Source organism: Nonomuraea roseoviolacea subsp. carminata, from assembly GCF_024172185.1.
In the GTDB taxonomy this organism is placed as follows: Bacteria; Actinomycetota; Actinomycetes; order Streptosporangiales; family Streptosporangiaceae; genus Nonomuraea; species Nonomuraea roseoviolacea.
In genome coordinates this window covers 3,912,155-3,931,558 of record NZ_JAMZEC010000001.1, presented here as the reverse complement: position 1 = coordinate 3,931,558, position 19,404 = coordinate 3,912,155, and the positions used below count along the sequence as shown (strand labels likewise).

Annotated in this window: 19 protein-coding genes; 11 read left to right on the top strand and 8 right to left on the bottom strand. The window is 70.3% G+C overall.

Annotated features, from left to right (window positions below; all coding sequences use genetic code 11):
• The first annotated feature begins 4 nt into the window (after window positions 1–4).
• The 4 genes from clpB to HD595_RS18420 are packed head-to-tail and all read left to right on the top strand — an operon-like array spanning window position 5 to window position 5,148.
• Window positions 5–2,608, top strand: a complete 2,604-nt coding sequence (clpB, locus tag HD595_RS18435) for an ATP-dependent chaperone ClpB (protein ID WP_253781224.1) — start codon at window positions 5–7, stop codon at window positions 2,606–2,608.
• Window position 2,609: 1 nt separating this feature from the next.
• On the top strand, window positions 2,610–3,038 hold the full coding sequence (trxA, locus tag HD595_RS18430; RefSeq protein WP_253770637.1) for a thioredoxin: 429 nt from the start codon (window positions 2,610–2,612) through the stop codon (window positions 3,036–3,038).
• Window positions 3,035–4,693: an FAD-dependent oxidoreductase gene (locus HD595_RS18425; protein WP_253770635.1), complete on the top strand. Its 1,659-nt coding sequence runs from the start codon at window positions 3,035–3,037 to the stop codon at window positions 4,691–4,693. The genes trxA and HD595_RS18425 overlap by 4 nt, the downstream gene beginning before the upstream one ends.
• Before the next feature lie 5 nt (window positions 4,694–4,698).
• Entirely contained in the window at window positions 4,699–5,148 is a 450-nt protein-coding gene (locus HD595_RS18420; protein ID WP_253770634.1) for a DUF1931 family protein, read from the top strand.
• Window positions 5,149–5,262: 114 nt separating this feature from the next.
• Here HD595_RS18420 and HD595_RS18415 read toward each other — a convergent pair whose 3' ends face one another.
• Window positions 5,263–6,372, bottom strand: a complete 1,110-nt coding sequence (locus tag HD595_RS18415; protein ID WP_253770632.1) for a hypothetical protein — start codon at window positions 6,370–6,372, stop codon at window positions 5,263–5,265.
• 396 nt (window positions 6,373–6,768) lie between these two features.
• On the opposite strand from HD595_RS18415, the gene HD595_RS18410 reads away from it, so the two are divergent.
• Together HD595_RS18410 and HD595_RS18405 are read left to right on the top strand one after the other, a co-directional pair.
• Window positions 6,769–7,662, top strand: a complete 894-nt coding sequence (locus HD595_RS18410) for an SRPBCC family protein (protein ID WP_253770630.1) — start codon at window positions 6,769–6,771, stop codon at window positions 7,660–7,662.
• Window positions 7,659–8,828 (top strand): zinc-dependent alcohol dehydrogenase, encoded by a 1,170-nt coding sequence (locus HD595_RS18405; protein WP_253770628.1) that lies wholly within the window; start codon window positions 7,659–7,661, stop codon window positions 8,826–8,828. Before HD595_RS18410 ends, HD595_RS18405 begins: the two co-directional genes overlap by 4 nt.
• A gap of 93 nt (window positions 8,829–8,921) precedes the next feature.
• Here the strand turns inward: HD595_RS18405 and HD595_RS18400 are convergent, their stop codons facing one another.
• Entirely contained in the window at window positions 8,922–9,269 is a 348-nt protein-coding gene (locus HD595_RS18400; RefSeq protein ID WP_253770626.1) for an ArsR/SmtB family transcription factor, read from the bottom strand.
• Between the two features lie 211 nt (window positions 9,270–9,480).
• On the opposite strand from HD595_RS18400, the gene HD595_RS18395 reads away from it, so the two are divergent.
• Complete coding sequence (locus tag HD595_RS18395; RefSeq protein WP_253770623.1) at window positions 9,481–10,434, top strand: NmrA/HSCARG family protein; 954 nt, start codon at window positions 9,481–9,483, stop codon at window positions 10,432–10,434.
• Between the two features lie 15 nt (window positions 10,435–10,449).
• Here HD595_RS18395 and HD595_RS18390 read toward each other — a convergent pair whose 3' ends face one another.
• Window positions 10,450–11,145 (bottom strand): SDR family NAD(P)-dependent oxidoreductase, encoded by a 696-nt coding sequence (locus HD595_RS18390; RefSeq protein WP_253770621.1) that lies wholly within the window; start codon window positions 11,143–11,145, stop codon window positions 10,450–10,452.
• Window positions 11,146–11,247: 102 nt separating this feature from the next.
• On the opposite strand from HD595_RS18390, the gene HD595_RS18385 reads away from it, so the two are divergent.
• From HD595_RS18385 to HD595_RS18375, 3 genes are all read left to right on the top strand, one after another.
• On the top strand, window positions 11,248–12,126 hold the full coding sequence (locus HD595_RS18385; protein WP_253770619.1) for a helix-turn-helix transcriptional regulator: 879 nt from the start codon (window positions 11,248–11,250) through the stop codon (window positions 12,124–12,126).
• A 93-nt stretch (window positions 12,127–12,219) separates the two neighbouring features.
• A complete protein-coding gene (locus tag HD595_RS18380; protein ID WP_253770618.1) occupies window positions 12,220–12,693 on the top strand; it encodes a lamin tail domain-containing protein in 474 nt (157 codons plus the stop codon).
• 168 nt (window positions 12,694–12,861) lie between these two features.
• Window positions 12,862–13,152, top strand: coding sequence for a hypothetical protein (locus HD595_RS18375; RefSeq protein ID WP_253770615.1), 291 nt, complete (start codon window positions 12,862–12,864; stop codon window positions 13,150–13,152).
• A gap of 23 nt (window positions 13,153–13,175) precedes the next feature.
• On the opposite strand, the gene HD595_RS18370 is transcribed toward HD595_RS18375, so the two are convergent.
• The 4 genes from HD595_RS18370 to HD595_RS18355 all read right to left on the bottom strand — a co-directional run bounded on the left by HD595_RS18370 (window position 13,176) and on the right by HD595_RS18355 (window position 17,577).
• Window positions 13,176–14,408: a serine hydrolase domain-containing protein gene (locus HD595_RS18370; RefSeq protein ID WP_253770613.1), complete on the bottom strand. Its 1,233-nt coding sequence runs from the start codon at window positions 14,406–14,408 to the stop codon at window positions 13,176–13,178.
• On the bottom strand, window positions 14,405–15,925 hold the full coding sequence (locus HD595_RS18365) for a serine hydrolase domain-containing protein (protein ID WP_253770611.1): 1,521 nt from the start codon (window positions 15,923–15,925) through the stop codon (window positions 14,405–14,407). The genes HD595_RS18370 and HD595_RS18365 overlap by 4 nt, the downstream gene beginning before the upstream one ends.
• Before the next feature lie 186 nt (window positions 15,926–16,111).
• Window positions 16,112–16,897 (bottom strand): SDR family NAD(P)-dependent oxidoreductase, encoded by a 786-nt coding sequence (locus HD595_RS18360; protein WP_253770609.1) that lies wholly within the window; start codon window positions 16,895–16,897, stop codon window positions 16,112–16,114.
• Between the two features lie 23 nt (window positions 16,898–16,920).
• Window positions 16,921–17,577 carry a GntR family transcriptional regulator gene (locus tag HD595_RS18355; RefSeq protein WP_253770608.1) on the bottom strand — a complete coding sequence of 219 codons (657 nt, stop codon included), beginning with the start codon at window positions 17,575–17,577 and terminating at the stop codon, window positions 16,921–16,923.
• A gap of 91 nt (window positions 17,578–17,668) precedes the next feature.
• On the opposite strand from HD595_RS18355, the gene HD595_RS18350 reads away from it, so the two are divergent.
• A complete protein-coding gene (locus HD595_RS18350; protein ID WP_253770607.1) occupies window positions 17,669–18,259 on the top strand; it encodes a TetR/AcrR family transcriptional regulator in 591 nt (196 codons plus the stop codon).
• 5 nt (window positions 18,260–18,264) lie between these two features.
• Here HD595_RS18350 and HD595_RS18345 read toward each other — a convergent pair whose 3' ends face one another.
• Entirely contained in the window at window positions 18,265–19,383 is a 1,119-nt protein-coding gene (locus HD595_RS18345) for a right-handed parallel beta-helix repeat-containing protein (RefSeq protein WP_253770606.1), read from the bottom strand.
• Between the last annotated feature and the right edge of the window lie 21 nt (window positions 19,384–19,404).

Sequence of the window (19,404 nt, the reverse complement as noted above, 5' to 3'; positions counted from 1 at the left end):
CAGGATGACGCAGAAGACGCAGGAGGCCCTGCACGACGCCCAGACCAAGGCGCTGCGGTACGGTCACACCGAGGTCGACGGGGAGCATCTCCTGCTGGCCCTGCTCGACCAGCCCGAGGGGCTGGCGCCCCGGTTGCTGCAACAGGCGGGTGCCGACACGCAGCTTCTTCGCGCCGAACTGGAAGCGGAGCTGGCGCGCCGGCCCAGGGTCAGCGGCCCGGGCGCCGCGCCCGGCCAGGTGTTCCTCACCCAGCGCCTCTCCCGGGTGCTCGACGCCGCGGACCGGGAGGCCGGCCGGCTCAAGGATGAGTACGTCTCGGTCGAGCACCTGCTGCTGGCCCTGATCGAGGAGGGCTCCGCGACCGAGGCGGGGCGGCTGCTGCACGGCCAGGGCGTGACCAGGGACCGGTTCCTGCAGGCGCTCACCGCCGTCCGGGGCAACCAGCGGGTCACCTCGGCCATGCCCGAGGTCGCCTACGAGGCGCTGGAGAAGTACGGGCGCGACCTGGTGGCCGACGCCCGCGCGGACAAGCTCGACCCCGTGATCGGCCGCGACGAGGAGATCCGCCGCGTGATCCAGATCCTGTCCCGCAAGACCAAGAACAACCCCGTGCTGATCGGCGACCCCGGCGTCGGCAAGACGGCCGTGGTCGAAGGGCTCGCCCAGCGGATCACCCGCGGCGACGTCCCGGAGGGGCTGCGCGACAAGACCATCTTCAGCCTGGACATGGGCTCGCTCGTCGCGGGAGCCAAGTACCGCGGGGAGTTCGAGGAACGCCTGAAGGCCGTGCTGAACGAGGTGAAAGCGGCTGAGGGCCAGATCCTGCTGTTCGTCGACGAGCTTCACACGGTGGTCGGCGCCGGGGCGACCGAGGGCGCCATGGACGCGGGCAACATGCTCAAACCGATGCTCGCGCGCGGCGAGTTGCACATGATCGGCGCGACCACGGTGCAGGAGTATCGCCAGCACATCGAGAAGGACGCCGCCCTGGAGCGGCGGTTCCAGCCGGTACTGATCGACGAGCCCTCGGTCGAGGACGCCGTCTCGATCCTGCGCGGCCTGCGCGAGCGGCTGGAGGTCTTCCACGGTGTGAAGATCCAGGACAGCGCGCTCGTCGCCGCGGTGACGCTGAGCCACCGCTACATCGCCGACCGGTTCCTGCCGGACAAGGCCATCGACCTGGTCGACGAGGCGTGTGCGATGCTCCGCACCGAGATCGACTCCATGCCGGCCGAGCTCGACGCGCTCACCAGGAAGGTGATGCGGCTGGAGATCGAGGAGGCCGCGCTGGCCAAGGAGGACGACCCCGCGAGCCGGTCCCGCCTGGAAGAGCTGCGCAAGGAGCTGGCCGCCGCGCGTGCCGAGGCCGAGGCGATGCGGGCGCAGTGGGAGGCCGAGCGGTCGGCCCTGCGCAGGGTGCAGAGCCTGCGGCAGGAGCTGGAGAGCGTGCGGCGGGAGGCCGAACAGGCCGAACGCGCCTACGACCTCAACCGTGCCGCCGAGCTCCGCCACGGCCGGCTCCCCGAACTGGAACGCCGGCTTCGCGCCGAGGAGGAGCGGCTCGAATCCCGGCAGAACAGCCGCCGGCTGCTGCGCGAGGTCGTCACGGAGGACGAGATCGCGTCCATCGTCTCCCGCTGGACCGGCATCCCCGTGACCCGGCTGAAGGAGGGGGAGCGGGACAAACTGCTCAAGCTCGATGAGATCCTGCACGAACGTGTCATCGGGCAGGAGGAGGCCGTGCGGCTCGTGGCCGACGCCGTCATCCGCGCTCGCTCCGGCGTCAAGGATCCTCGGCGCCCCATCGGATCGTTCCTGTTCCTCGGACCCACCGGGGTCGGCAAGACCGAGCTCGCGAAGTCCCTCGCGGAGGCCCTGTTCGACACGGAGGACAACATGGTGCGCATCGACATGAGCGAGTACCAGGAACGCCACACGGTCAGCCGGCTCGTCGGTGCTCCTCCGGGCTACGTCGGTTATGAGGAGGGCGGTCAGCTCACGGAGGCGGTGCGGCGCAAGCCGTACTCGGTGGTGCTGTTCGACGAGATCGAGAAGGCCCACACGGACGTGTTCAACACGTTGCTGCAGGTCATGGACGACGGGCGGCTGACCGACGCGCAGGGCCGCACGGTCGACTTCCGCAACACCGTGGTCATCATGACCTCCAACATCGGCTCCCAGCACCTGCTGGACGGGGTCACCGCCGACGGGGAGATCAAGCCCCAGGCCCGCGAGAGCGTGATGGGGGAGCTGCGCATGCACTTCCGGCCCGAATTCCTCAACCGGGTCGATGACATCGTGCTGTTCAAGCCGCTGACCGAGGCCGAGATCGAGCGCATCGTGGACCTGATGTTCGCCGACATCAGAAACCGCCTGGCCGCCCGCCGGCTCACCTTGGAGGTCACCGAGGACGCGCGCCGGCTCATCGCCAACCAGGGCTACGACCCCGTCTTCGGTGCCCGGCCACTGCGTCGGTTCATCGCCCGCGAGGTGGAGACCAGGATCGGACGCGCGCTGCTCGCCGGCGACGTGCCCGACGGGTCGACCATCACGGTCGGCGCCGACAAGGGTGAGCTGAACGTCACCTTCTATCCGCCCAGGACCTGACATGCACACCGTGAACTGCCCCAACTGCGGCAGACCCAACAGGGTCCCGGACGCCTACCGAGGCAAGCCCCTGTGCGGGGTGTGCCACCGACCGCTGCCGTGGATCGCCGAGGCTGACGACAACACCTTCGCCGAGGTCGCCGAGCGCGCCGACCTGACCGTCCTGGTCGACTTCTGGGCGCAGTGGTGCGGGCCGTGCCGGATGGTCTCCCCGGCACTCGAACAGCTCGCCCGCGAGATGGCGGGACGGCTCAAACTCGTCAAAGTCGACGTGGACGGCTCTCCGGCCCTCGCCCGCCGATACACGATCACGGCCGTCCCGACGCTCATGGTGCTGTACGAGGGCCGCGTCGTGGCGCAACGCGCGGGCGCGGCGCCGGCGCCGCAGTTGCGCGAGTGGGTCGAGGACGCAATGCGAGCTCCGTCATGACAGAGCACTCCAGCGTGGAAACACCGGACCTGTGCGGGGCCTATCCGCGGCTGGACGAGGGGCAGATCGCCAAGTTGTCCCTGCACGGCGAGCGGCGGTCCGTGTCGCCGGGCGACATCCTCTACCGGGAGGGCGAGCCTATCCGCGAGTTCATCGTGATCCTGCGGGGCAAGGTGGCCATGGTCGAGGGGGACGGTGCGGAACAGCGGACGATCGCGGTCCACGGCCCTGGACGATTCCTCGGCGAGCTCGGCCTCCTCACCGGCCAGGCCGGATTCCTCACCGCGGTCGTGCGGGAGCCCGGCGAGGTGCTGGCCGTACCGGCCGACGAGGTGCGGACGCTCGTGGCGGGCGACCCGGCGCTCGGTGACCTCATCCTGCGGGCCTACCTGACCCGCCGCACCCTGCTGATCGGTCTGGACGTCGGGTTCCGCATCATCGGCTCCCGATACTCACCCGATGCCCGGCGACTTCTCGAATTCGCCGCACGCAACAGGATCCCTCACCGGTGGATCGACCTGGAGGAGGACGAAGCCGCGGACGCGCTCCTGCGCGAGCTGCGCATCTCCCCGCACGACACCCCGGTGGTGATCTGGCACGGCGACCAGGTGCTGCGCAACCCAACCCCGGCCGAACTGGCGAAGACCATCGGCCTGCCTGCCCCCGCGTCGAGCGACGCCGTATGCGATGTGATCGTCGTAGGCGCGGGCCCCGCGGGCCTGACCGCCGGCGTGTACGCGGCCTCCGAGGGCCTGACCACCGTCGTGCTCGATGCCGTAGCCGCGGGCGGCCAGGCGGGCACCTCGTCCCGCATCGAGAACTATCTCGGCTTTCCCACCGGCATCTCGGGCGCCGAGCTCGCCGAGCGTGCCGTCATCCAGGCAGGCAAATTCGGCGCCCGCCTGACCGTCCCCGCCGAGGTGAGCAGCCTGGAACCGCTTGAGGGCCACTACGGCATCATCGTGGAGGGCGAATGCGCCGCGAAGGCCCACGCCGTGATCATCGCCACCGGCGCCCGCTATCGGAAGCTCGACGTTCCCCACCTGGAGAAGTTCGAAGGATCCGGGGTCTACTACGCGGCGACACCGTTCGAGCTGCGCATGTGCCGGCGGTCGCCCGTGGTCATCGTCGGCGGGGGGAACTCCGCCGGGCAGGCGGCGCTCTACCTGGCCAGGAACGCCTCCTCGGTATGCATGCTCGTGCGCGGCGGCGACGTACGCGCGAGCATGTCCCGCTACCTCGTCGACGAGATCGAACGAGCTCCCAGCATCGAAATCAGGTACTACACCGAGGTACGCGAACTACTCGGAGATCGCACGCTACGGGCCGTCCGCGCGCAGAACACGCGAACAGGGGAACTCCTGGAGATCCAGACCCGCGCGCTGTTCACCTTCATCGGAGCCGACCCGCACACCGCATGGCTCAGGGGAACTCTCCCGCTGGACGACCGCGGCTTCGTCGTGACAGGCCAGGGCACGTCGCCCTTGGGCGCCCTCCTGCCCCTGGAAACCGAACACCTCGGCGTATTCGCCATCGGCGACGTTCGCAGCGGCTCCGTCAAACGAGTCGCCTCCGCGGTCGGTGAAGGCGCGATGGCGGTCCGCATGGTGCACGAAAGATTCACTGCCACAGGGAATCAACAGGAAAGACGGTGATCCACATGCCCGTGATCGCAGTTTCCAGGTTCGAGCACTTCTTTCGCGCCGCCGCGGGACTCGACGTGGACAAGTCCGACCTCAAGCGCTACAGCGACTTCGTCAACCGCAAACTGTACGACATGCTCGTCGTCGCCGAGGCCGCCGCGAAGTCGAACCGGCGGGACGTCATCCAGCCCTGGGACCTGCCCATCACCAAAGGACTGCAGGAGAGCATGCACGACTTCCGGGACCTGGACGAGGAACTGGACCTGGCATCGATCCTGGCGGAGCTCGCGGCGCTGCCTCCGCTCGATCTGACGCTCAGCGAAGAGACCGAGGCCCGGCTGCCGGCCGTGTCGGGTGGGCTCTCCGTGGCGCTCGCCAGGGCGATCAGAGTCATGGAGCCGGCTCGCAAGAACCCGGCGAGCGAGGAGTGGACACGCACCATCCGCGTCTTCGACCTGCTGCTATGACGAGATTCGGCGCGTTGCTGGTGCCTCGCCGGCGGTCGCCGACCCATTCCGTGGCCGGGGCATCGGGTTGCCCGCCCGGCAGTGTGGACGGGCCCTGGCCCCGGGGGGCGGGAACTACGCGTCCTTCTCGTCCCGCCAGCCGCCGGGTTCGGGATGGTAGCCGTAAGCGGCGGCCCGCACCGTGTCCTCGTCCTCCAGCCCGGAGCCGATCGCGCCGCCGACGGTGGCCAGCGAGCTGATGATCCAGGCCAGGATCAGGTAGTCGGTGAAACCGACCGGCCGCTGCAGGTTCTGTTCCAGCACGGATGTGTCGATCAGCAGCGCCGCGACGAGTGTCGTTCCGGCGAACAACACCAGATAGGACACCGCGGCGGCCAGGGCGAGGGTGAGAATCGTGCCCAGGTTGAACAGCCGGGCCAGCTCAGCCGATGTCTCCCGGTCCGGTTTCTCCCACAGGTCGTGCGCGACGATCAGCCAGGTCACCAGCGCGGTCAGCCCGAGAAGCATGATCACGGTGAGGCGGAGTCCGCCGAGCGCATCGCCCATCTGCCAGATGGTGTTGGTGGTGAGCGCGAACGCGGCCGCGCCAAAGGCGCCGACCAGCAGTTTGGACAGGCCCAGCAGGGCGCGCCCCGGGCGGTTGGCCCGAACCATTCCGGTCAGCAGCCGCACCCGGCCGATCAGCCGCGAGGCGACGTAGCCGAGCTCCCCGGCATCGACCTCGCCGACCACCCGGTGAATGGCGGCGATCCGGCCGGCCAGCTCAGCCGGTGCCCAGCCGGCCGCCGGTACCCGCTCCTCGGAAGCGTCCGTGAGTAGCCGGCCCACGAGATCCGGAACGGCTGCGCGGACCGCTCGCAGCTGGCGCAGCCCCAGCGCGGGCAGGGACACCGCCGCGACTCGGCGCCGGGCGGACGTCTGCGCGACCAGCGGCACCCGCTCGGTGTGCAGCGGCAGGTCGGTCAGGCAGATCGCGACGTCCCACCCGGCGTCGGCACGCCGGTTGGCAAGATCGTCGAGTAGCGCCTCAACGCCGCCGTCGCGGCGGGGAGCCACGTCACCCCAGCCTTCCCGGACGGTCCACCGCACGTCCGCGTCCACCCGCTCGGCGAGCCGGTCGGCCAGCTCGGCGGTGAGCCGCGCAACCACCTGCGCCGGGTAGTCCGGCGGGGTCGCCACGAGTCCGACGACGATCTCCGGCCGATGCTGTTCGCTGGTGGCCATGGGTGCTCCTCGCCGGTAGCCGGGCGAAGTCCCAGCGCTTACTACCCGCGGTCGCGCGCCACATGCGCCTCGTGTATCGGGTCATGCTCGTACGACCGTCAAGCGGCCCGCCATGCGCCTCGACGTGGACGGGCCGCTGAGCGCGACGGCTGCCGGAAGACCTCAGGCGCCATGGCGCCGCCCCGGTGATGATGCGGCCTTTGCGGGAGGGCGGGGCCGGGCGCGGGATGTGCGGCCCGTCGTGGATGGCGATCCAGGCGACGTGCACCTTCGTGCCTGGACGCGCTGGTGTCAGCGGTTCTGTCAGGGGCACGGGACTGAGAACGCGGGGGTGCCAGCAGATCGGGGGGCCGCCTGCGGCGTACGCACATTCCACCGCAACCTTTGTTAGGACGCATGATGACCGACAGATTCGCCCGTGCGCTCGGGTGGACCAGCCTCATGCTCGGCACGGCGCACCTGGCGGCGCCCAAGGCCGTGGCCCGCCTGTGCGGCGTCGACGACGCGCCCGGAGCCACGACCGTCGCCAGGCTCGTCGGCGGGCGCGAGCTCCTGCACGCCGCGCTGCTGCTCGGCGCCAAGAACCCCGCCCAGTGGGCGTGGACCAGGGTCGCCGGCGACACGATGGACCTCGGTGTCCTCGGGAGGGCCGCCGCCAACCGCACGGGCACGCGCCGCGCCCGCGCGCTGGCTGCTCTCGGCGTGGTCGCCGGGATCGCCGCCCTCGACGCCGCCTGCGCCCGGCGCGGCACCGCCAAGGCCAAGGGCCCGCTGCAGGTGCGCGCCTCCATCACCATCAACAAGCCGCGCGAGGAGGTCTACCGCTTCTGGCGGGACCTGGAGAACCTGCCCTCCTTCATGATCCACCTGGACTCGGTGCGCACCCTCGACCAGCGCCGCTCCCACTGGAAGGCCAACGGCCCGATCGTCAGGCTGGAGTGGGAGGCCGAGATCATCGACGAGCGGGCCGGCGACCTCATCGCCTGGCGGTCCGTGCCCGGCACCGGAATCTCCACCGCCGGCCTGGTCAGCTTCACCGAGGGGCCCGGCGGGCGCGGCACCGTCGTGGACGTCTCACTCGAGTACGGCGCGCCCGGCCGCAAGCTCGCCGCCGCCGTCGCCCGGATGTTCGGCGAGCACCCCGAGCAGCAGGTCCGCGACGACCTGCGCCGCTTCAAGCAGGTCATGGAGACCGGCGAGGTGGTCCGCTCCGAGGGCAGCCCCGAGGGCCACCGCGCCCTGCGCCAGCTCCGCCAGCGTCCCGCACAACCGATCGGAGGACGGGCATGAAGGCCAACGTGTGGGCGGGCCGCAACCGCCTGGAGATCGAGGACGTTCCCGACCCGCGGATCCTCAACGCGCGCGACGCGATCGTCCGCGTCACCTCCACCGCGATCTGCGGCTCCGACCTGCACCTCGTGGACGGCTATATCCCGACGGTGAAGAAGGGCGACGTGCTCGGCCACGAGTTCATGGGCGAGGTCGTCGAGGTCGGCCCCGGCGTGCGCAACCTGCGCGCCGGCGACCGCGTCGTGGTGCCGTTCCCGATCGCCTGCGGCGCCTGCTTCGCCTGCGAGGCCGAGCTGTACTCGCTGTGCGAGAACTCCAACCCCAACGCCGGGATGGCCGAGAAGCTCATGGGTCACTCGCCCGCCGGCATCTTCGGCTACTCCCACATGCTGGGCGGTTTCCCCGGCGGGCAGGCCGAGTACGCCCGGGTCCCGTTCGCCGACGTCGGCCCCATCAAGATCGAGGACGACCTGCCGGACGAGAAGGTGCTGTTCCTGTCGGACATCTTCCCCACCGGCTTCATGGGCGCGGAGATGTGCGACATCAAGCCGGGCCAGACGATCGCGATCTGGGGCGCGGGGCCGGTCGGGCAGTTCGCCGCGGCCAGCGCGTTCCTGCTCGGCGCCGACCGGGTCATCGTCATCGACCGGTTCCCGTACCGGCTGCGGCGGGTCCAGCGGACCGGCGCCGAGGTCCTCAACTACGAGGAGGTGAACGTGCTGGACGCGCTGCGCGACATGACCGGCGGGCGTGGCCCGGACGCCTGCATCGACGCCGTCGGCATGGAGGCCCACCACCCGACCCCGGCGATGTACGCCTACGACCGCACCAAGCAGGCCGCCCGGCTGGAGACCGAGCGCCCCTACGTGCTGCGCGAGGCCATCATGGCCTGCCGCAACGGCGGCGTGGTGTCCGTCATCGGGGTCTACGGCGGTTTCGTGGACAAGTTCCCGATGGGCACCGTCATGAACCGGTCCCTGACCATCCGCACCGGCCAGTGCCACGTGCAGCGCTACATGGAGCCGCTGCTGGACCGGATCCGCGCGGGCGAGATCGACCCGAGCTTCGTCATCTCGCACCGGATGCCGCTCAGCGAGGCGCCGCGCGGGTTCGAGCTGTTCAAGAACAAGCAGGACGAGTGCAACAAGGTGGTCCTCACTCCGTAGCGCCGGCCTTCGCGGCCCAGAGCCAGTTCCATTAGATCTCCGCGGTGCCCACCGCTCCGCCGGGTAGGCGGCGCGGGTGAATTTCGTGATGCGTCACTGCGTACCGCGGAGCATCTCCGCGAGCCGGGACACCATGTCGTCGTCGCGCTTGTAGTGGGTCCACTTGCCGATGCGCGTGGACCGTACGAGGCCGGCGCGCTCCAAGGTCGCCATGTACGACGAGACCGTCGATTGCGCCAGCCCCGACTTCGCCTGCAGATGGCTGACACAGACCCCGAATTCGTCCCGATCGGCTATCGGCTCCCACTGCGCGAACGCTTCATGAGGGTCCTGAAGCCAGTTCATGATCTGCAACCTCGTCGGGTTCGCCAGGGCCTTCAGGGCCTCGACCGCGCCCTCGAGGTCACCTCGCCCTGCGTCCGTCGCGCGCGACTTCGCCATGACGGCTCCTCTCTCGCACCCACGTACCACTATATCTCGATACGACACGCCGAGTCGGGTGAGCCAAGCCTGGATGCCCGCTCCCACAACACATTGACACATCGCGATGTGTCGATATTATCGGGTTTCAGTCGCCGCCTGACGCCGGCGTGGCCGGCGCTCCTGCCGGCTGCCGCTCACCAGCGTCGGGCCCCTGAGGAAGGAGTGCGTGATGTCCGCCGACAGCAAGCCGTTGATCGTCGTCTCGGGCGCAACCAGCAAGCAGGGCAGGAGTGTCGCCACCTCCCTGCTTGAGAGCGGGAGGTTTCGCGTGCGCGCCCTGACGCGAAACGCCGGCTCGTCCCAAGCTCGGAACCTGGCCAGGATGGGCGCGGAGATCTTCGCGGCTCCCCTGGAGCCAGGTCACCAGCGTGAGTTCGTGCAAGCATTCCGATCGGCCGACGGGGCTTTCCTCATGACGCCGCCCGTCGCGCCGCCGTCGGTTGACGAACTCCCCCTTGGTCGCCAGCTCGCCGATGCGGCGGTCGAGGCCGGTGTGGGGCACATCGTTTTCAGTGCGCTCGAAAATGTTCAGGAGAGGTCGTCGGGCACCAAGTATGCTCCGCACTTCACCGATAAGGCACTCATCGCAGATTACATTCGAACTCTGCCCGTCGCGCACACCTTCGTCATGCTCGCGTTCTTCTACACGAACGCGCTGGAATACTACACGCCTCGAATCGATGGCGACACGGTACTCATGCCCTTCTACCTGCCCGAAGACTTCCGCGCTCCGTTCGTCGACCCGCTCACCGCGACCGGGCCGGCTGTGCTTGAGGTGTTTTCCAACCCCCACGCCTACCTTGGCGCCTCCCTGCCGGTGATCGGCGACGTCATCTCCCCCGGGGAAATGGTCGATGTCTTCTCCCATGTCACTGGACTCAAGGCCGAGTATCGGAGCACGTATTCTCGGGAAGGACTGCTCGCATACTTCCCGGAGCTGGGGGAGAACCCTCTTCTGGTCGACGAGATCATCGGCATGGCCGAGTACGCGGTGGAGTTCGGGTATTACCGGGACGACCGTGACACGCAGTGGAGTCGAAGCATCGACTCCGGCGCGCTGAACTGGGAGAAGTTCCTTCGTGCGACCGATTGGCGCGGTGACCACGTTTCTTTCGGCGGCTAGTATTTCAGAGGTGGATCACCAGGCCATCTCGCCGTGACGGTCACGGAAGGTTCCGGTCGGTCCGTCCGCCCCGATGGTGGCGAGTTCGACGATCGCGTCGGTGCCCTCGGTCACGGTCTGCGGGCCGCTGTGCCCGTTGAAGTCGGTCGCGGTGTAGCCCGGGTCGGCCGTGTTCACCTTCACGTCCGGCAAGGCCTTCGCGTACTGCGTGGTCAGCATGGTCACGGCGGCCTTCGAGGACGTGTAGAGCGGCGCGACGAGCCTGGACTCGACGCGCTCGGGGTCGTGGGTCGCCGCGAACGATCCCATGCCGCTCGACACGTTGACGATGACCGGGTTCGCGGACTTGCGCAGCAGAGGCAGGAACGCGTGGGTCACCCGGACGATCCCCACGACGTTGACCTCGAACACCGCGCGGGCGTCAGCGGCCGTGATCTGGTCGGCGGGGTTGTGCGTCCCCAGGATGCCCGCGTTGTTGACGAGGACGTCGATGGCCCCCTCGCGAGCCTCGACGTCGGCGGCGGCCGCGGCCACCGACGCGTCGTCCGTCACGTCGATCTGGACGAAACGGGCACCCAGTTTCTCCGCGGCCGCCTGGCCGCGCTCGAGATCCCGAGCGCCGATGAGGACGGTGTGGCCGGCCTCGATCAATCGGCGGGCGGTCTCGTACCCGAGAGATCTGTTGGCCCCTGTGATGAATGTCGTGGTCATATATCCACTCTCGGCCGGCGGCCGGAGGACAACCAGTGCCCTCTGCGACGGTGGGACGGCCAGTACCAGGCAGAACGGCTGCCCGGCGGACATACTGGTCGGGTGGAGGAGACCCTTGGCACGGCATTGCGCCGCTGGCGCGACCGGCTTTCTCCCATCGACGTCGGCCGGACTTCACGGCCCGGACGACGTGCGGCGGGGTTGCGGCGCGAGGAACTGGCCGAGCTCGCCGGGCTGTCGGTCGACTATGTGGTGCGGCTGGAGCAGGGACGCGCCACGAGCCCTTCGGCGCAGGTCGTCGCGAGCCTGGCCAGGGCACTGCAACTGGAACCCGTCGAGCGCGATTACGCCTACCGGCTGGCCGGCCTCCTCCCGCCACCGGAGGGGACGATCTCCACGCATGTTCCGGCGGGGGTCCAACGGATGCTGGCTCGCCTCGGCGAGTTTCCCGTGGGCGTGTTCAGCGCCGACTGGACCTTGCTGTCCTGGACTCCCGCATGGGCGGCGCTGCTGGGCGATCCCAGCGGACGGACGCACGTCGAGCGGAACCTGGTGCGGGCGGTCTTCGCCACGGGGCCCACAGGGCTCGCGACCTGGCCCGTGATCCAGGAGGACGACACGCTGGGCCCCGCCCTCGTCGCCGATCTGCGCACGGCTCTCGTCAACTACCCCCACGACCGTGAACTGGCCGGCCTTCTCGCGGAACTGCGCTCCAGCAGCGCGGAGTTCACCCGGCTGTGGGACGAGGGCGCGGTCGGTCCGCATGTGTCGGCTCGCAAGACCGTCGTGCATCCCCAGGTCGGCGAGGTGACGTGCGACTGCGACGTGCTCACCGTGCCGGGCTGCGACATCCGGCTCGTCGTCTACACGGTGGCCGCGGGTTCCGTCGATGCGGAGAGGCTGGAGTTCCTGCGGGTCACGAACGGCGTCTCCCACGACGGCTCCTCGCCTCCGGGGCCTGGTCTGTTCTCCACGCCGTGACACTCGGGGACCGGCCCGGATTCAGGTGAACGCCGAGCCCTCGTGAGGCGTCATACACACGGCCCACACACCCCAGCCCCAGAAGGACCACACGTGCGTCTTGCCGCCCCCGTCGCCGCCCTGGTGGCGACCGCCGCCGCTCTCACACCGGCTGTTCCCGCTCAGGCCGCCGCCCCCACGGTGAAGATCTCCCGGATCTGGTACGACTCGCCCGGCTCGCCGGACTCCGGCGCGAACAGCAGCCTCAACGGCGAGTACGTGCAGATCAAGAACACCGGCCGGAGCGCGGTCGACCTCAGCGGCTGGACCGTCCGCGACAGGACGGCCCGGGCGGACCACGTCTATACGTTCGGCACGTTCAGTCTCAGGGCCGGGAAGACGGTCACCCTGCGGACCGGCAGGGGCCGCGACACCTCCACCACCCTGTACTGGGGCAGGAGCGGCGGCGGCACCTTCGCCTACATCTGGAACCAGAGCAACGACACCGGCTACCTCCGCGACGCCCGAGGCCGGCTCGTCCACTCGTGCTCTTACAACAGCGCCCGCTACGACTACAAGAACTGCTGAAGCAGCGAGAGGGGCGATCACCAGGAGGAGTTCGCCGCCTCCCTGGCCCGCGCCGTCACCGCACGGCAACCAGGGGAGTCGGCGCTGGCCGCGCTGCGCCGCGCGTTCACCGAAGCCGTCGCCGCCCAGGACCCGGTCGCCGGGTTCTCCGGTCAGGAGTTCGCCCGCATGATCGCCGACAGCCCCACCCTGACCGTCTGCCTGCGCGGCCTGCACGACCAGCGCGAACACCACCTGGCGAGGGCGCTCGCCGAGGCCACCGGCGCCCAGCCCGACGACATCACCGTCCAGACCGCCGCCGGACTGCTGGGCACCGTCCACCGCCTGCTGTTCCAGCGCATCCAGGCCCTCACGATCGCCGGGCTCCCCAACGACCGGATCGCCGACACCATCGCCGCCGACGCCGCCCAAGCCTTCGACCTGCTGGAACCCGCACTGTCCGACTACGCCGCCACCTGATCCGGGGTCCGGCGGGCTCCGCCCTACCGGGCCGGCTCGGTGTCCTCGGTCGTCCCGGCCCGCCCACCGCAGAACACGTCCTTGACGAGCGTGTCCACCAGCTTCTGGAAGTCCTTCGCCGGGCCCCTCGTGACCTCGTCCACCCAGGTCACCGAGGCGGTCAGGGTCTTGCCGCCGTCGGGCGAGCTGTACATCAGCGTCCCGTAGCCGTGCGGCGGGCTGCCGTTGTGCTGGTAGACGACGCCGCACCCCGGGCCCAGGTCCTGCACGAACAGCCCGAGGCCGTAGCCGAGCTTCCCTCCCGGGTACGGCGTGCGCATCTCGGTCAGCAGCGCGGCCGGCAGGAGCTTGCCGCTGTTCAGAGCGGAGGTGAACGTGGCCAGGTCCTGGGTGGTCGAGATCAGGTCACCCGCGCCGGCCAGCAGGGAGAGGTTCTGGCGGGAGATGTCGACGACCTTCGGCCGGCCGGCCTCCTGGTAGCGGTAATAGCCGTGGGCGTGCGGGCCGGGCAGCTCGGTCCGGTCGCCCGGCACCATGGTGCCCCGCAGCCCGAGCGGCCGCACGATCCGCCGCTTCAGCTCCTCGGCGTACGAGTGGCCGGTGACCTTCTCGATCAGCAGCAGGGCCACGGTGTAGTTGGTGTTGGAGTAGTTCTGATCGGCGCCCGGCTCGAAGCGCGGCTTCTTGGACAGCGCGAACCGCACCAGGTCCTCGGGCTGGTAGCTCTTGAACCGGTTCGCCAGCCACTCGTCGCCGGTGGCGGGGAGCCCTGGCACGTACGTCCCGTCGTCGTAGAGCTCGCCGCCCGCGTAGTTGAACAACCCGCTGGTGTGCTGCAGCAGCATCCGCACGGTGATCCGCTTGTCCAGGCCGAGCTCGGGCAGGTGGCCGGCCACCGGGTCGTCCAGGCCGATCCTGCCCTCGGCGACCAGTTGCAGCATCAGGGTCGCGGTGAAGGTCTTGATGACGCTGCCCGTCCAGAACGACCCGTTCGTCGGCGGCTTGGCGGCCTGGCCCAGCTTGCGCGCCCCGGCGCTGCCGACCCACTCGCCTTCCTGATCGTGCACGCGCACCTGCATCCCGAGGAATCCGGCGTCGACGAACGCCTGGGTGGCCTTCTGCAGCTCAGGGCGATTCTGCCCGGCGGCGGCCCGGCCGGTGTCCGCGGCCGCCATGCCGGGTGCGGCGGCTCCGGCCAGCAGCGCGGCCGTCAGCGCCGTGACCGCCACTCGCCGCAGGACCTCGGAGCGCGTCATCGCCCGGCCTGCTCGCCGGCGAACACCTGGTCGATGAGCTTCACCAGGACCGTCTGGAACTCCCCCGCCAAGGACATCGCGGCGTCGTCCACATAGTTCACCGAGGCGGTCAGGGTCGTGCCGCCGTCGGGCGTGCTGTACATCAGCGTCCCGTAGCCCGCGATGCCGCCGTTGTGGTGGTAGACGGTGCCGCTGTCCTGGCCCAGGTCCTGCGCGAACACGCCCAGGCCGTAGCCGATCTTCGGGTGCGGGTCGCGCATCTCGGCCAGCAGCGGGGCCGGCAGGAGCTTGCCACCGTTCAGCGCGGAGAAGAACGTGGCCAGGTCCTGGGTGGTCGAGATCAGGTCACCGCCGGCGGAGATCCAGGAGGGGTTCTGGCGGGTGACGTCGACCGTCCTGTCCTGGCCGTCCTCCTCGTAGCGGTAGTAGCTGTGGGCGTGCGGCTCGGGGATCTCGGTCGAGGTGCCCGGCGCCATGGTGTCCGACATCCCGAGCGGACCCAGGATCAGCCGCTGCAGCTCCTCGGCGAACGAGCGGCCGGTGACCTTCTCGATCAGCAGCCTGGCCAGCACGTAGTTGGTGTTGGCGTAGCTCCAGTCCGTGCCCGGCTCGAACCGTGCCGGCTTGGCCAGCGCGAACCGCACCAGCTCCTCCGGCGCGTAGGTCTTGAACCGGTTGTCCACCCACTCCTGGCCCGCCCAGGGGATGCCCGGCGCGATCGTCCCGTCCTCGTAGTACTCGCCGGTGAAGTTGAACACCCCGCTGGTGTGCTGCAGCAGCATCCGCACCGTGATCCGCCGGTCCAGCCCGAACTCGGGCAGGTGGTCGGCCGCCGGGTCGTCCAGCCCGACCTTGCCCTCGGCCACGAGCTGCAACACCAGGGTCGCGACGAAGGTCTTGGTGGCGCTGCCGATCCTGAACGACCCGTTGGTCGGCGGCGCGGCGTCCTGGCCCAGCTCGCGCACGCCGGCGCTGCCGACCCACTCGCCCCGCTCGTCGCGCAGGCGCAGCTGGATCCCGGCGAAACCGGCGTCGACGAACTCCTGGAGGACCTTGCGCAGCTCCGGCCGATCCTGCCCGGCGAGGGTCCCGCTGCCCTCGGCAGGTGTGGCCGAAGCGGCGTCGAGGGCCGCGCCGATCTTGCGGGCCATCTCGGCCATGGTGGGGCTGGGCTCGCCCTTCTGGCCCCGGCCGGCCGCCTCGACGGCGACGAGGACGGTGCGGCGGAAGTTGTCGGCCTCCGCCGGGTCCTGCTCGCCGAGCAGGCTCATCGACGCGGTCAAGGCCGGCAGCACCTGGTCGGCCAGTTCGGCCACGGTCTTGCCGTACTTCACGCCCTTGGGCGCCTTGCTGAGCACGTGCCCGACGAGGCCGGTCGCGGAGGTCAGGGCGATGGAGCCCTCGGTGCCGGCCCGGTGGGCCGAGCCGGCGGCGCCGGCGGCGGACATCAGGGAGACGGCTCCCCACGCGGCGACGCGCAGGGTGAGCTTGTCCTGGTCGGTGAGGGTGATGGACATGATGGCGTGCTCCTGTATGTCAGTGGCGTGAAGCCGGGTGTCCGAGCGACGGCTCTGACGATCGCCGACCGCCCTGACATCCGACCGTCGCCGTGCTGACGCCACCGCTGACACGGCGACAGGGAACGCCGCCGTGTGCTCGCCCGCCCTCTCCGGACCCGGGATCGCGCACATGGACGCGACCTGTCAGTGGGCCGTCCAGCCGCCGTCGACGGGCAGGATCGCGCCGGTGATGTAGGAGGCGGCGGGGCTCGCCAGCAGGAGCGCGGCCGCGGCCAGCTCGGTGGGCTGCGCCCAGCGGCGCGCGGGCACCTGGTGGTCGAGGAAGTCGCGCACGCGGGGGTCGTCGTCGGCGCCCTCGTTCAGCGGAGTGTGGAACGGCCCCGGCGCGAGGGCGTTGACGCAGATGCCGGTGCCGGCCAGTTCGACGGCCAGGCTGCGGGTGAGCTGGACGACGGCGCCCTTGCTGGCGGCGTATCCCGCCCGTCCGGCGGCGCCCACCAGGCCGAGCGCGCTGGCGAGGGTGACGATGCGGCCGTATCCGGCGGCCCGCATGACCGGGACGGCCGCCTGGCAGGCCAGGAACGTCCCGACGACGTTGACCTCCAGGCAGCGCCGGAACTCGGCCGCGCCCAGCCGGCCGATCTCGCCTCTGGCCTGGATCCCCGCGCTGGTCACCAGGATGTCCAGCCGGCCGGACCGGTCGGCGACCTCGCCCACGACCCGTTGGACGCCGTCCTCGTCGCTGACGTCGCAGGTCAGCGCCGTGGCCGGTCGTCCGGTGAGTGACGTGATCCGCGCCGCGGCCCGTTCGCCGGCCTCCCGCCGTCGGCCGACGAGTGTGACGGCCGAGCCGGCCTGGGCCAGGGCGAGGGCGATGGCGTGCCCCAGGCCCGAGGAACCGCCGGTGACGATGGCGACGTGTCCGGTCAGGTCGGTGCCCGGGCCGGGGGCCGGAGCCGGTTCGTTCATGGTCCGCTCTTTCGTCGTGCGCGCTACCGGCCGGATCGCCGGGGGGCCTGGCCGAGGTAGGCGGCTCCGTTGACCCAGTTCTGGACGAGCCGGCGCGCTGCCTGGTTGAGGTCTCCGTCGCGGATGGCGGCCAGGATGTCGCGGTGTTCGTCGATGCTGCGCCGGGCCCGGTCGGGGCCGCCGAAGTAGAGCACGTCGTACCGCTTGAGCAGCGGCTTGGTCTGGTCGATGATCCGCATCAGGTGGGCGTTGCCGCAGGCGGACAGCAGCAGCGCGTGCCACCGGTCGTCCAGCTCGGCCAGGCCGCGCCCGTCGTCCAGGGCGGCCCGCATGTCGTCGATCTGCCGCTCCAGCGGGTCGGTGAGCCCGAGCAGGTCCTGGGGAGCGCTCCAGCGCAGGGCAAGGGCCTCCAGCTCACCGACGAGCGGATACAGCTTGCGGGCCTCGTCGAGGTTCAGGGGCGGCACGCGGAAGCCTCGCCTCGGCTCGGCGACCAGCAGGCCGCGGTCGGTGAGCTCGACCAGCGCCTCTCTCAGCGGGGTGCGGCTGACCTTCAGCTCGGCCGCGAGGCGGACCTCGTTGATCCGCGCCTCGGCCGGCAGCCGGCCGTCCAGGACGCGAGCGGTGACCTGCTCGGCGATGTCGCGCCGCAGGGGAGCCGTCGTGGTCGTCTGGTCCACTCTTCCGCCCTCTTGCATACAGAACATGATTTCTGTATTCAGAATATACCGAGCGCCCGGCGCGCTGACGGGTCATGTTTATGATGTCAGAATGACAGACGCCGCCGACGCGAAGCGTGACCAGGTCGTGAGCGCCGCGCTCGAGGTGTTCGGCCGCTACGGCTTCCGCCGCACCTCGATGGACCTCATCGCGCGAGCGGCCCGCATGTCCCGCCCGGCCGTCTACCTGCACTTCAGCAGCAAGGAAGACGTCTTCAGGGCGGTGGCGCAGCGGTTCGCCGGCGACATCGTCGCGGCCGCCGAGAGGGCGCGACGCTCCGGGCGGCCGATCACGGATCGGCTCTACGACGTGCTGGCGATCAAGGTGGAGTCCTTCGTCGGCACGGTGGAGGCGGAGTACCGGGCGGAACTGTTCGCGGAGGCCGAGGTCCTCGTGGAGGACGTGATGGTCGCGTTCGAGGCCGAGTATCTGTCCGTGGTCGAAGCGGCGCTGGAGGACGCCGCCGGAGAGCTCGACCTGCTCGGCGTCGATCTTCCGGCGGGCGACGTCGCGGCGGTCCTGGTGGACGCGGTGGCGGGGATCGCGCGGCAGAAGGCCGACCCCGCCGTCCTGCGGCTGCGCCTGCGTCAGCTCGTGGAGCTCGCAGTGCGGGGCCTCACCGGCAGCCGGCCGGCAGGGTAATCGGGCTAGGCGGGCGGGCAGCTCAGCGTGGTGCCCGGCCGTGGCGTGACGGTGCCGTAGTAGCGCACCTTCTGGCACGGTACGGCGTTGCCGGTCACCACCACGTCGGTGATCGGGCCCGTGGCGTCGGCGCGGACGGCCAGCCAGTCCCTGGAGCCACCGCCGGTCACCCGGTTGCCGGTGATCTCGACGGCCTTGAGCGGGCGTCCGGCCACCGACTTGACGTAGACGCCCCCCTCGCAGCCGTCCAGCACGTTCCCCTTGATGCGGACGTCCAGGGCGTTGACGGTGGCGATGCCGTCCCAGCGGGTGGCGCGCACGGTGTTGTGCTCGATGCGCACGCCCACATGCGGATGTGCGGGATCGGTGGTGTGCGAGCCGGTGAACTGGCCCCATCCGCCCTGGGAGCCGGAGGCGTCGCAGGTGTTGCCGGTGATCAGGATGTCACGGCACGGGGTCATGTCACTGGCGCCCGCCCAGGTGTTGTCCCCCGTGGGCAGGTCGAGCTGAACGGCTTCGCCGTGCCACAGCCCCTGCCCGGGGTCGGCGATCCAGCCCTTGAGCACGCATCCGCTCACCGTGCCGCGGCGGACCGCGTTGAGCTCGATGCCGTGCCACCACTTGACGTTCCAGATGGTCGCGCGCTGGATGAGCACGTCGCTGGAGTGGATGATCGTGATGACGTTCGTCGCGGGCGCCTCGTCGGCCTTGCCGCGCTGGACGAAGTCCCACACCGGGTCCCAGCTTCCGCCGGTGATGGCGATGTTGCCCGCTCCCGCGTACCCGCCGGTGCCGGCGGCGACCGCGTTGAGCACCATGGTGCGTTTGACGCCCACCGCGGGGAAGCGCGCCACGATCCTGGCGTCGGTGGCGTCCAGATGCGTGTCGCGGTGGACGATCAGCGGCTCGGTGAGCAGGTAGGTCCCCTTCGGGACCTTGGCGATGTGCCGGCCGGCGGAGTCACGCGGCCCCTTGCCGTCCCTGGCCGCGTCGAGAAGCCGCTGGATCGCCGAGCCGCTCACGTAGCCGGATGACGACCGCCCGGCGCCGATCGCGAGCCCGGCGGCTCCGACCAGAAGGGCGCGGCGGCCGATGGTCGCCGAATTATATGGGCTCCTAATCATAGGGCGACCGTAGCAGATGGC

Excerpts from the sequence above, each read along its gene's own strand:
- HD595_RS18425 (WP_253770635.1), top strand. The coding sequence starts at position 3,035 with ATGACAGAGCACTCCAGCGTGGAAACACCGGACCTGTGCGGGGCCTAT.
- clpB (WP_253781224.1), top strand. The coding sequence starts at position 5 with ATGACGCAGAAGACGCAGGAGGCCCTGCACGACGCCCAGACCAAGGCG.
- HD595_RS18345 (WP_253770606.1), bottom strand. The coding sequence starts at position 19,383 with ATGATTAGGAGCCCATATAATTCGGCGACCATCGGCCGCCGCGCCCTT.
- HD595_RS18420 (WP_253770634.1), top strand. The coding sequence starts at position 4,699 with ATGCCCGTGATCGCAGTTTCCAGGTTCGAGCACTTCTTTCGCGCCGCC.
- HD595_RS18375 (WP_253770615.1), top strand. The coding sequence starts at position 12,862 with ATGATCGCCGACAGCCCCACCCTGACCGTCTGCCTGCGCGGCCTGCAC.
- HD595_RS18410 (WP_253770630.1), top strand. The coding sequence starts at position 6,769 with ATGATGACCGACAGATTCGCCCGTGCGCTCGGGTGGACCAGCCTCATG.
- HD595_RS18370 (WP_253770613.1), bottom strand. The coding sequence starts at position 14,408 with ATGACGCGCTCCGAGGTCCTGCGGCGAGTGGCGGTCACGGCGCTGACG.
- HD595_RS18415 (WP_253770632.1), bottom strand. The coding sequence starts at position 6,372 with ATGGCCACCAGCGAACAGCATCGGCCGGAGATCGTCGTCGGACTCGTG.
- HD595_RS18360 (WP_253770609.1), bottom strand. The coding sequence starts at position 16,897 with ATGAACGAACCGGCTCCGGCCCCCGGCCCGGGCACCGACCTGACCGGA.
- HD595_RS18365 (WP_253770611.1), bottom strand. The coding sequence starts at position 15,925 with ATGTCCATCACCCTCACCGACCAGGACAAGCTCACCCTGCGCGTCGCC.
- HD595_RS18400 (WP_253770626.1), bottom strand. The coding sequence starts at position 9,269 with ATGGCGAAGTCGCGCGCGACGGACGCAGGGCGAGGTGACCTCGAGGGC.
- HD595_RS18395 (WP_253770623.1), top strand. The coding sequence starts at position 9,481 with ATGTCCGCCGACAGCAAGCCGTTGATCGTCGTCTCGGGCGCAACCAGC.
- HD595_RS18350 (WP_253770607.1), top strand. The coding sequence starts at position 17,669 with ATGACAGACGCCGCCGACGCGAAGCGTGACCAGGTCGTGAGCGCCGCG.
- HD595_RS18405 (WP_253770628.1), top strand. The coding sequence starts at position 7,659 with ATGAAGGCCAACGTGTGGGCGGGCCGCAACCGCCTGGAGATCGAGGAC.
- HD595_RS18390 (WP_253770621.1), bottom strand. The coding sequence starts at position 11,145 with ATGACCACGACATTCATCACAGGGGCCAACAGATCTCTCGGGTACGAG.
- trxA (WP_253770637.1), top strand. The coding sequence starts at position 2,610 with ATGCACACCGTGAACTGCCCCAACTGCGGCAGACCCAACAGGGTCCCG.